Origin of the sequence: Thiococcus pfennigii, assembly GCF_016583835.1 — a bacterium.
GTDB classification, from domain to species: domain Bacteria; phylum Pseudomonadota; class Gammaproteobacteria; order Chromatiales; family Chromatiaceae; genus Thiococcus; species Thiococcus pfennigii.
Genome location: NZ_NRRW01000081.1, coordinates 1 through 11,202, shown reverse-complemented (window position 1 = coordinate 11,202; position 11,202 = coordinate 1). Strand labels below are relative to the sequence as shown.

8 protein-coding genes are annotated in these 11,202 nt (G+C 71.6%); 2 read left to right on the top strand and 6 right to left on the bottom strand.

What is annotated here, in order from left to right; genetic code table 11:
• A partial coding sequence (locus CKO41_RS16895; RefSeq protein ID WP_200383142.1) for an HlyD family secretion protein occupies positions 1–999 on the bottom strand: 999 nt, incomplete at its 3' end.
• A 133-nt stretch (positions 1,000–1,132) separates the two neighbouring features.
• Positions 1,133–1,843: an HAD family hydrolase gene (locus tag CKO41_RS16890; protein ID WP_200383141.1), complete on the bottom strand. Its 711-nt coding sequence runs from the start codon at positions 1,841–1,843 to the stop codon at positions 1,133–1,135.
• Positions 1,844–2,636: 793 nt separating this feature from the next.
• On the opposite strand from CKO41_RS16890, the gene CKO41_RS16885 reads away from it, so the two are divergent.
• Positions 2,637–3,224 carry a Maf family protein gene (locus CKO41_RS16885; protein ID WP_200383140.1) on the top strand — a complete coding sequence of 196 codons (588 nt, stop codon included), beginning with the start codon at positions 2,637–2,639 and terminating at the stop codon, positions 3,222–3,224.
• Positions 3,225–3,245: 21 nt separating this feature from the next.
• Here the strand turns inward: CKO41_RS16885 and CKO41_RS16880 are convergent, their stop codons facing one another.
• The 4 genes from CKO41_RS16880 to CKO41_RS16865 all read right to left on the bottom strand — a co-directional run bounded on the left by CKO41_RS16880 (position 3,246) and on the right by CKO41_RS16865 (position 7,752).
• Entirely contained in the window at positions 3,246–4,703 is a 1,458-nt protein-coding gene (locus tag CKO41_RS16880; RefSeq protein WP_200383139.1) for a lytic transglycosylase domain-containing protein, read from the bottom strand.
• 305 nt (positions 4,704–5,008) lie between these two features.
• Positions 5,009–6,010, bottom strand: coding sequence for a S49 family peptidase (locus CKO41_RS16875; RefSeq protein WP_200383138.1), 1,002 nt, complete (start codon positions 6,008–6,010; stop codon positions 5,009–5,011).
• Positions 6,011–6,103: 93 nt separating this feature from the next.
• Entirely contained in the window at positions 6,104–6,784 is a 681-nt protein-coding gene (locus CKO41_RS16870) for an HAD-IA family hydrolase (protein WP_200383137.1), read from the bottom strand.
• Positions 6,784–7,752 carry an RluA family pseudouridine synthase gene (locus CKO41_RS16865; RefSeq protein ID WP_242464400.1) on the bottom strand — a complete coding sequence of 323 codons (969 nt, stop codon included), beginning with the start codon at positions 7,750–7,752 and terminating at the stop codon, positions 6,784–6,786. The genes CKO41_RS16870 and CKO41_RS16865 overlap by 1 nt, the downstream gene beginning before the upstream one ends.
• A 554-nt stretch (positions 7,753–8,306) precedes the next feature.
• Here CKO41_RS16865 and rne point away from each other — a divergent pair.
• Positions 8,307–11,202 (top strand): ribonuclease E (gene rne / locus CKO41_RS16860; protein ID WP_242464399.1); only part of this gene is annotated, 2,896 nt, incomplete at its 3' end.

The window sequence follows — 11,202 nt, the reverse complement described above, 5'->3', positions numbered from 1 at the left end:
GGCCGGGCGGGCCAGACGTACGGTCAACTGCTGACCGAGGCGCAGTCGCGCCGGGTCGCCGGCGATGCGGAACAGGCCGTCGACGCCGCTCGGGTCGGCCTCGCCCGCCAACCGGTCGAGCACGAGACCGAGCGGGGCTCCGCCGACCTCGGCGACGGCCGCGAGCGGCTCGCCCGCGGCGAGCGCCGCGCCGAGCTCGCCCTGGTACGGCGCCGGGATGCGCGCCCGGACCTCGAGCCGTCCGAGCGCGTAGAGGGTGACCAGGACGTCGCCGTTGGCGACCTGATCGCCCTCGGTGACCTCGACGCCGGTGACGAGGCCCTCGTAGGGCGCCCGCACCGTCGCGCGCTCCAGCTCCAGCAGGAGCTCGTCGAGGCGGGCGCGGGCATCGGCGAGGCGCGCCTCCAGGGCCCGCAGGCGGCTCGGGTGATCAGCCAGGTCCATCTCGCGCTTGCTAACCGCCAGCGCCTGCATCGCCTCGGCCTGCTCGGCCTCGTCGAGGGCCTGCTCGGCACCGAGCTTCTGCGTCATCAGCCTGCGCTGTCGCGCCACGGTCTCCTCGGCGAGCGCGAGCAGCCTGCGCTCCTGCGCCAAGGCCCGTCGATCGCTCTCGTGGCGGTTGCGCTCGCTCTCGATCTCGGCCTGGAGCTCGGCGAGCTGGGCCTCGACCTGGGCGATGCGCGGGCGGAAGTCGCGCTCGTCGAGGCGCACCAGGACCTGGCCGGCGGTGACCCGATCACCATCGCGCACCGCGACCTCGGCGACCCAGGCCGTCGCCGAGGCGGCCGCGCGCAGGAGGTCGCTGGTCTCGACCCGGCCATAGAGGACCAGCTCGGGCGCCAGACGACGGGCCACGGCCCGCTCGACCTCGACGCGCCAGACGCGCTCCTGCACCGCCAGCGGCTCGGGCTGCGGCCTGGTCGACTTGAGGACGGCGAAGGCGCCGACGCCGGCGGCCACGATCAGCAGGGGCAGGGCGAACTTGACTACTTTGCGCACGGGGAGTCCATAGAGTTCAGCTCGGTCTCGAGGGCCGGGCCCGAGCGCGAGGCTCGACGACGGCGGACCGCGGCGGCCTGGCAACGATGACGGTCAAGATCGGGGGAAAGGTCGCCGCGCGCAACGGCAATCGTCAACGGGGGACGGCGACGTCTCGATCGGTCGCCTCGAGCCCCAGGGCGTGCAAGACCCGCCAGGCGAGTTCATCGGGGCTGCGCGCGATGAGCTCGGTCGGCACCAGGTGCTTACGGCGCAGGCGCTCGAAGTCCTCGAAACCGTAGGAGACCATGAAGGGGTGCATCCCGGTACCGACTGCGGCCTTGAAGTCCTTGGCCTCGTCGCCGCAGGCGTAGGCGCGGGCCGGATTGACGGCGTAGCGCTCGCGGGTGCGGCGGAAGTGGTCGAGCTTGTCCTCGGAGAGCGGGAGGTGGATCAGGAAGTCGAAGAGCCCGGGCTCGATGCCGTGCCGCGCGAAGAGGCGCGTGAGGGTCGCGATAGGATCGTCGGTGATGTTGCGGGTGATGATCCCGACCCGCACATCGGGCGCCTCGGCGAGACGGCGGATCAGCCGCTCCATGCCGTCGAACATGGCCGCCTCTTCGCGATAGACCTCGGTCAGGGTCGCGATGATCGCGCGCCGCCGGGTGCGCCCGAGCTGTTGGCGCAGGTTCTGCGGCATCTCTTTGATCCCGCCGAGGTACTTGAAGATGTTGCGACGCTTCTGGAAGCGCACGAGCGGACCCAAGTCCATGCCGTGATGGGCGAAGGTCGTTTCGATCGCCTTGAAGGCGTCGATGGTCGTGCCGTCGGCGTCGAGGATCACCAGGCGTTCTTTCGCATACATCGGGAGCCGGCTCCGCGCGAGGACGATCGGCATCCGGTCGAACCCCGGGCCCTGGCCCGCGAGGTCGCCCCCATCATCGCGCCGATCGCGCGCGATTCTCGCACAAACCCCCGCCGCGGAGGGAATTCGACGCCAGCCCTCAGGGCGCTCGAGCGATTCAAGGTGCCCGTGCGGGGCTAGGATGCCCCACCCGGCTCGGTCGCCGAGACGACCGACAACGAGGCGAAGCGGCAAGCGCATCTTCGCTGCGCGGCTGGAGACATCGCCCGGACCGCCCCTTTTCGAGGTCACCGACAGCCGGCCGGCGCCGGAGTCGCGACGCGAGGGACAGGAATGCGACGACAGGGCACCACCGGAGTCTGCCCCCCTGCTGGAGGCGCTCGCCCGGGATTGGCCGTGGATCTCGAATCCATCGACTCCAGATCGACGGGCGCAACGCCAAGCCGGTCTTCATCCCGGACCAGCGATCCCTGTCTCGCCACCGCCTCCCCGACGCCTCGTCGTCGACGATGGCCATCGCCGGCCGATACCAGGACGCACCGAACGACGGCCCGAACCGGCACACGCGCACCGCACGCTGCTGCGCGCCGCCCCGGGCTTGCTCACCGGGAGGGGCAAGCTACCTCCAAGGGCAGCCCCTGATCATCGCCCGTTCGCTGGTGCGCCCCACCGAGGCGCGGCCCTGGCGACGGCGACGCTCGCCCGAGCGCGGCACCGCCGGCCCGCGACGACCGACCGGGGTCAACTCGGCTAAAATGAGCGATCCCGCCAACGCCCGACCCGGATCGCCGCCATGATGCCCCTCGTGCTCGCCTCGACCTCCCCATTCCGCCGCGACCTGCTCGCCCGCCTGCGACTGCCGTTCGTGACGGCGGCCCCCGACGTCGACGAAACCCGGCGACCGGGCGAACCCGCCGATGCCTTGGTGCAGCGCCTCGCCGAGGCCAAGGCCCGGGCCGTCGCCCCAGCCCACCCGGGCGCGCTGATCATCGGCTCCGACCAGGTCGCCTGCCTCGGCGAGACCATCCTCGGCAAGCCGGGCGACCGCGCCGGCGCGATCGCTCAGCTCGAGCAGGCCTCGGGCCGCACCGTCAGCTTCCTTACCGGCCTCTGCCTGCTCGACGCGGCGCAGGGGTCATGCCGTGTCCTCTGCGAACCCTTCCGCGTCCACTTCCGCACCCTGACCCACGCCCAGATCGAGGCCTACGTCGACCTTGAAGAGCCGTTCAACAGCGCCGGCAGCATCCGCTCCGAGGGGCTCGGGATCGCCCTCTTCGAGCGCCTCGAGGGCGAGGACCCGGCCGCGCTGATCGGCCTGCCGCTGATTCGGCTCACCGGCCTGCTCCGCGAGGCCGGCGTCGACGTCCTCGCGGCCCGCTGATGCGGGACATCCGAGGCGCCGTCAGCTGCTGACCCGCAGCCGCTGCCCGGGACGGATCGTGTTGTCGTTCGGCGCGATCTGGTTGAGACGGCGCAGCTCGTCGACGCTGAGCTCGTACTGGAGGGCGACGCGGTAAAGGGTCTCCTGCGGCTTCACGACATGGTGCTTGACGGTCGCCGCCCGCGGCTTGGCGGCGGCCGGCTTGGCGACGGCCGCAACCTTGGCCGGGGCCTTCGGCTGCGCCACGGCCGGCATCACCTTGCGGGTCGCGGTCGCGGGCATGGCCTGCGCCACCAGCACCGGCGAGGGCTGCGGATGGCAGGCCACCCGCTGGAGCGAGCCCGCCGGCAGCCAGACGGTGCTACCCGCCGGCAGCGTCGCCCGCCCGGCGAGGACCGGATCGCGCCAGGCTAGGTTCAGCGCGCCGAGGCGCTGGAGCGACAGGCCGTAGTGGCGCGCGACATCGCTCGCCGGAAGGCTCTGGCGCAGGACCAGCCGATCTCCGTCCAACGGCCGCTCGCGGCGGATCCCTTCCGGGAAATACCGCTCCGGCGCGCTCGCGACCTCGCGGGCGGCGAGGAAACAGGCGTAGAAGTTGCGCGACGAGAACCCGAATGCCGGCCCGTCGTAGTGCTCCGCGATGGCGCCGAAGTCGGTGCCGTAGGCGGCCTTGGCCCGCTGCATGCCGCCCACGCCGTGGTTGTAGGAGGTGATCGCCAGCGGCCAGCTGCCGAGACGCCCGTAGGCGTCGCGCAGATAGCGGGCCGCCGCATCGGCGGCGATGACCGGATCGAGCCGCTCGTCGACGGCCGGGGTCACCGTCATGAACTGCCGCCCGGTCGCCGGCATGAACTGCCATACCCCGGCGGCGCCGACCGCTGAACGGGCGTGGATCTGGTAGGAGGACTCGACGTGAGGCAGGTAGGCGAGGTCCTCGGGCACGCCATGCAGGCGCATGATCTCGCGGAAGGCGGGCTCGTAACGCCCGCTGATCTCCAGGCCGCGGCGGAAGCGCTCGCGCAGGCCACGCTGCGAACGCACACGCTGCGAGGCACCGACGATGGCGCCTTGCCCGCCGGCGGCGACGAGCTTCTCGCGGAGCGCCCGTTCCTCGCGGTCGAGGCCCTGACCGGCGGCGACCTTCTCCTCCAGCCTCGCCAGGCGCCACTGATAGTGTGCCTTGCGCGCCTGCACGAGCTCGCGCTGCGCCGCGTCGTAGCCCTCGCCGATCGGGCCGGGCAGGCGAGCGACCTCGTAGACGACCCCGAGATGCTCGTCGTCGTGGATCGCGACGTCACCGCGTCCCCAGGTACCGTAGACGTTGCGCCAGAAGGCGACATTGTCGGCAATCGCCGCGGGTTCCGGGAATGTCGCGGTCCCCCCGTCGGCCAGCCGCTGCGAGGTCGTGCTCGCACAGCCGGAGAGCACGAACAGCACGGCGATCGGCACCAGGACCTGGCGCCAGGCAGATTCGATCATCGTCAACCCCCCTCCCAAACGCCGCGGCCCGCCCTTGCCCGCGCAGTCGCCGACGCGACGAGCGCCCGGGACAGCGGGGTCGACGACCACCGCCCGAGGATCCCGAGTACAGGTTCGCGCCGCCCGACCCAGGCACCGCGTCGGGTCATCGCACCCCGGCCAAGGACAGCCCACAGCGACCAAGTCGCTCCGCTGGAGATACCCGCGTACCTCCGTCGCCCTTAGAGTAGCCAGCCAAACGGCGTTTGCCTACCCTCGAAATCCCTTAAGCAATCCACGCCAGGCGCTTCGCGCGACGCATATTCTCAGCGCACCGCCGGCGCCCCCAGGGCCTCGACGAGGCCCCTCAGCGCACTGGCCGCCGTGGCCCCCATCTGCTTGGAGAGGCGCTCGACGAGATCCCATTCCTGCGTATAGTCGACGACGGTCTCGGCCCCGACCAGCTCGCGGGCGACGTAGCCGGCGCTGCCGAGCCCGTCGGCGAGGCCGAGTTCGACGCCCTGCTCGCCGCTCCAGAACAGGCCACTGAAGATCTCGTCACCGCCCTCGAGGCGATCGCCGCGGCCGGCCTGGACGGCCGCGATGAACTGCTGGTGCAGCTGATCGAGGACGTCCTGGATGAACGCGCGCTGCGCCTCGCTCATCGGCGAGAACGGATCGAGGATGCCCTTGTTCTCCCCGGCCGTCATCAGGCGCCGCTCGACGCCGAGGTCCTCGAGCACCTTGTCGAAGCCGAAGCTGTCGATGCGCACCCCGATCGAGCCGATCAGGCTCGCCTTGTCGACATAGATCTCGTCGGCGGCGACGGCCACGTAGTAACCGCCGGAGGCGCACAGATCCATCGCCACCGCGTAGACCGGCATCTCCTTGTCGTGCTCCTCGCGGTACTTCTCCTTCAGGCGGCGGACCTCGTCGTTGATGTAGCCGGCCTGGACCGGGCTGCCGCCGGGGCTGTTGATGCGCAGAATGACGCCCTTGGTCGCCTTGTCCTCGAAGGCCTTGCGCAGGGCACCGACGACGCGGTCGGCGCTCGCCTCGGCATCGGCGGCGATCAGGCCGTCGACCCGCACCAGCGCCGTGTGGCCCTCGCCGCTGACCCGCTCGGCGAGGTCCTCGGAGTAGACCGCGATCAACACCGCGAACAGGTAGCCGACCAGCAGCAGCTTGAACAGGTTGCCCCAGCGCCGCCGCTGACGCCGCTCGCGGATGTAGTCCGCGGCGAGCTGCCCCATCAGGGTGCGTTCCCACTGCGGATCCTGGGGATCGATCAGGCCGTCTTTCCGTCTCTTCCAGAATTTCCAGTTCATCGCTTCGGATCGTCGCTCCGGTGATGGGTCTCGCCCGCCGGGCAGCGCGCCAGCGGACACGGGGAAACGGGCGGACGCCCCGCGAGACGTCCGCTAGGCCGGCGAACCGACGCCGGGCGCCTCGGCCAACCGCCCCAGCCACCCGGGCAACTCGCCGAGCGACTCCAGGCAGGCCATCGGACGCTGGGCGAGGAGCCGCCCGCGCTCGTGCACACCGTAGCAGACCGCCAGCGCGGCCGCCCCGGCGTTGTGCGCCATCTGGATGTCGTACTCGGTGTCGCCGACCATCAGGGTCGCCGACGGGGCGACGCCGAGCTCGTCCATCAACTCCAGGAGCATATCCGGGTGCGGCTTGGAGCGCGTCTCGTCGGCACAGCGGGTCGCGTGAAAGAGGCGGTCGAGGGCCGTCGTTGCGAGGACCTCATCGAGGCCGCGGCGGCTCTTGCCGGTGGCCACCGCGAGCAGGTAACCCTGTTGGTCGAGCCGCGAGAGGGTCGCTCGCGCCTCGGGAAAGAGGTCCGATGGGGTCTCGTTGCCGCCGAGAAAGTGGGCGCGGTAGCGATCCATCAGCGCGCGCCGCCGGGCCAGGGTGGCATCGGGGCAGAGCATCGCCATCGCCTCGTCGAGACCCAGGCCGATGATGTCGCGCGCCGCCTCGGGCGCGGGCGACGGCTCGCCGAGATCGGTGAAGGCGCTCTGGATGCAGGCGACGATGCGGGCCTCCGAGTCCATCAGCGTGCCATCCCAATCGAAGACGATCAGCTCGAAGGTCATCACTGGCCCTCCAGTCTCGCGAGCACGCCCTCCAGCTCCGACGGCAGCGGCGCCTGGACCTGTATTGCCGGGCCGTCCTCGCCGGTGCGAAAGCCGAGCACCGCGGCGTGCAAGAACAGCCGCCGCAGCCCCACCTCACGCAGCGCCCGGTTGCGCGCCGCGTCGCCATACTTCTCGTCGCCGGCCAGCGGCAGGCCGAGGTGCGCGGCATGGACGCGGATCTGGTGGGTGCGCCCGGTCACGAGCCGCGCCTCGACCAGGGTCGCCCCGGGGAGGCTACGCAGACGCCGGAAGTGGGTGCGCGCCGCCTTGCCCTCGACGGCGTCGACGCGCACGACGCGCTCCCCGCCCTGGAGCAGGTTCTTGCGCAGGGCCGCCTCGACGGTGACCTCGGCCTGCGGCAGGCGCCCGACGAGCAGGGCCAGGTAGCGCTTCTCGAGGGCCTTCTCGCGCAGCAACCGATGCAGCTCCCGCAGGGCGCTGCGCCGCTTGCTGACCAGCAGACAGCCGGAGGTATCGCGGTCGAGCCGGTGCACGAGCTCCAGCGTCTGACCGGGGCGCGCGGCGCGCAGCAGCTCGATCAACCCGTGGCTGAGCCCGCTACCGCCGTGGACGGCCAGGCCGGCCGGCTTGTCGATCACGAGGACCCGCTCGTCCTCGTACAGGATGGCCCCCTCGATCCAGACGCCCGCGCGGGCCGGTGGGGCGATGGCCTCCCCCTGAGGCGCGAGGCGCAGCGGCGGGATGCGCACCTCGTCGCCGAGACGCAGGCGGTACTCCGGCTTGACGCGCCCCTTGTTGACCCGCACCTCTCCGCGGCGCAGCACGCGATAGAGATGGCTACGCGGCACCCCCTTGAGGTGGCGGAGGAGAAAATTGTCGATGCGCTGCCCGCTGGCCTCGCGATCGACCTGGAGGTACTGGGGACCGCCCGAGGACGGCGGCTGCGACAGGGCGTCGGCGCTCAATTGATGGCCTTATGGAACATTGCTAATATCCGAGGCTTGCGCTGCCCAACGATTTCGCGGATTTTCAGAGCAGTTAGCCCTCTTGCGCGTGTTGTAGCCCGCGGCCGACGCGAGCCCCCCGGCGCCGCCCCGCCAAAGGCTGGGCGAGCCGCGGCGACGCGGGTCGCCGGCTCCCTCGATTTCGGGCAAGAGTCGGGCGGATTGTACACCGAGACATCCGCTGGCGCGCCACCGGCCAGGCCGAGCAGCGCAATCGCCGGCCAGGGGCCCGCCAGCTGATTTGCGGCCCGCGCGGTCGACTAGGAAACGACCGGGTCGTTGATCCACCGCCGCCGATGCGGCGGTCCCAGCAACTATTCGACGGCGCGTGCCCACCCGAGACCTCCCGACTGGGCGCAGACGAGGCCGCGTCGACCCTCGAACCCCGCAGCCAACACGCCGCGGAGCCCGAGGTCAGGGCGGCGGAGCGTGAAGCCCGGGCCGGCCCCCTCGTGGGGCGGCCCGGCGCAGTGTCCCCGGAACGGGGCACGTGCCATGTACGAGACAGGAACCCAATGAAAAGAATGCTGATCAATGCGACGCAGCCGGAAGAGCTGCGCGTCGCGACCGTCGACGGTCAACAGCTCTACAACCTCGATATCGAATCACCCGGCCGCGAACAGAAGAAGGCCAATATCTACAAGGGCAAGATCACCCGCGTCGAGCCGAGCCTCGAGGCGGCCTTCGTCGACTACGGTGCCGAGCGCCACGGCTTCCTGCCGCTCAAGGAGATCGCCCGCGCCTACTTCGAGCCCGACAGCGCCAAGCCCGGCGCCCGCATCAACATCAAGGAGGCGGTCAAGGAGGGCCGCGAAGTCGTCGTGCAGATCGACAAGGAGGAGCGCGGCAACAAGGGTGCGGCGCTCACCACCTTCATCTCGCTGGCCGGGCGCTACCTGGTACTGATGCCCAACAACCCACGCGCCGGCGGCGTCTCGCGGCGCATCGAGGGCGAGGACCGCACCGAACTGCGCGCGACCATGAGTCAACTCCAGATCCCCGAGGACATGGGGCTGATCGTGCGCACCGCGGGGGTCGGCAAGAACGTCGAGGAGCTCCAGTGGGACCTCGACTACCTCCTCCAGCTCTGGCAGGCGATCGAGAAATCGGCCGCCGAGCGCCGGGCGCCGTTCCTGATCTACCAGGAAAGCGACGTCATCATCCGCTCGATCCGCGACTACCTGCGGGCCGACATCGGCGAGATCGTCATCGACGACCGCCGAATGTACGAGAAGGCCGAGCAGTTCATGCGCCAGGTCATGCCCGGCAACCTGAAGAAGCTGCGCCTCTACGAGGACGAGGTGCCACTGTTCACCCGCTACCAGATCGAGAGCCAGATCGAGTCGGTCTTCCAGCGCTCCGTGCAGCTGCCCTCGGGCGGCTCGATCGTCATCGACCACACCGAGGCGCTGACCTCGATCGACATCAACTCGGCTCGCGCCACCAAGGGCGCCGACATCGAGGAGACGGCGCTCAACACGAACCTGGAGGCGGCCGACGAGATCGCCCGCCAACTGCGTCTGCGCGACCTCGGCGGCCTATTCGTCATCGACTTCATCGACATGACCCCGGCGAAGAACCAACGCGAGGTCGAGAATCGCCTGCGCGAGGCCCTCAAGCAGGACCGCGCACGCGTGCAGGTGGCACGGATCTCGCGCTTCGGCCTGCTGGAGATGTCGCGCCAGCGCCTGCGCCCGTCGCTCGGCGAATCGAGTCAGCTCGTCTGCCCCCGCTGCCGCGGCCAGGGGACGATCCGCGGCGTCGAATCCCTGGCCCTCTCGATCCTGCGGATCATCGAAGAGGAGGCGATGAAGGACAACACCCAGCGGATCCTCGCCCACCTGCCGATCGACGTCGCCACCTTCCTCCTCAACGAGAAGCGCCGCAGCATCCTCGACATCGAACAACGCCAGGACGTCGAGGTCCTCCTGCTGCCGAACAAGGAACTGGAGACCCCCGACTACAGGATCGAACGCATCCGCTCCCAGGACATGGCCAAACAGCCCAAGGAGCAGGCCAGCTACGTCTACGCCGCCTCGCTCGCGGCCGCGGCGACGGCCGTGCGCGCCGCCGAGACGCTCCGCGCCGAGGAGCCGGCGGTCAAGCACATCGTCCCGAGCGCCCCGGCCCCGCAGCGCGCCGACCCGGAGCCGCGACCGAAGATGAGCGCCTACCCCCGCGCCAGCGATCGGACCTCCCCACTCGCCCCCGAACCGCCGGCGGCACCGCTGTCGGATCGGCACCCGGAGCCCCTGCTCAAGCGGATCTGGACGAGCATCTTCATGCCCCGCCCGACGAGCGCCGAGGACGGCGCCGCCCCCGAGCAGGACAACCCGCACAACCCGTCGGTCGACGACAGGCCGCGCCGCGACGAGGCCCGTCGCCACCCCCGCACGGACGAGGCGCGCCGAGGGGGCGAGGGTGGCGAAACGCGCGCAGCGAGCGGCGCGCGGCAAGGCGAGGAGCGCAGCGGGCCGAGCGGCGACGGGGAGCGTGGACGCACCGGCGAGCGGCGTTCGCGTGGCCGCGGCCGGCGCTCGAGCGGCGACGGGCCGCGGCGCAACGGTTCGGGTAGCACAGACGCCAGCAACGGCCAGCCGCGCACCGACACCCGCCCCGATTCGCAAGCCGAGGTGCGGACCGAGCGGGACCGAGCCACGCCGGAGACCCACGAACGCAGCGGCGAGCGCGGCGGGCGGCCGGCGAGCGGCGGCAAGGCCCTGATGCTCGCCCCCGCGCCGGCGGCCGCGACCCCGGACAAGGACGCCGAGGCCGTTACGGGCGACACGGCCCCGACCGACGAAAGCCCCGCCCTGACCACCCCGCCCAGCGACGGGACCAAACCGCGTTCGAGCCGCCGGCGGCGCGGCGGCCGCGGCCGACGGCGCAGCACCGGTCAGCGCGAGGGGATGAACGGCGACGCGACGCAGGCCCCGGACGGCGACGGCGAGCCCTCGGCCGAAGGGACCTCCGAGCAGGCCGCGCCGAAGGCGCAGCGACCCGCGCGCGCGACCCCCGAGCCGACCGAGGCACCCGTGCGCACCGCCCCGAGCACCGCCCCTCGCACCGAGGATCCGTCCGCCCCGGTGCCGACCGCCGCGCCGGACGAGCCCCGGCCGACCAAGGGCGGTGAGGCCAGACCCACCCAGGCCGGCGGGAGGGACGAGAGGCCCGAACGCACCACCGAGACCGAACCGTCCAGCGGCACCGCCGCGGCTCGCCCGACCCCAGCGGAGCCGCAAGCGCCCGAGACGCCGCGGCGCGAACCGGCGGCGGCGACCGCCGCGACCGCACGCCCGAGCGAGGACACCGCGGCGACCCGCGACAGCGCGGCGGTCGCAGTCGAACGCCCTCCGCGTGCCGAGCCCGCCGCGCCGCCGGCGCCGGCGCCGGCCCCACGCAGCGATGAGG

Excerpts from the sequence above, each read along its gene's own strand:
- CKO41_RS16890 (WP_200383141.1), bottom strand. The coding sequence starts at position 1,843 with ATGTATGCGAAAGAACGCCTGGTGATCCTCGACGCCGACGGCACGACC.
- CKO41_RS16885 (WP_200383140.1), top strand. The coding sequence starts at position 2,637 with ATGATGCCCCTCGTGCTCGCCTCGACCTCCCCATTCCGCCGCGACCTG.
- CKO41_RS16880 (WP_200383139.1), bottom strand. The coding sequence starts at position 4,703 with ATGATCGAATCTGCCTGGCGCCAGGTCCTGGTGCCGATCGCCGTGCTG.
- CKO41_RS16870 (WP_200383137.1), bottom strand. The coding sequence starts at position 6,784 with ATGACCTTCGAGCTGATCGTCTTCGATTGGGATGGCACGCTGATGGAC.
- CKO41_RS16875 (WP_200383138.1), bottom strand. The coding sequence starts at position 6,010 with ATGAACTGGAAATTCTGGAAGAGACGGAAAGACGGCCTGATCGATCCC.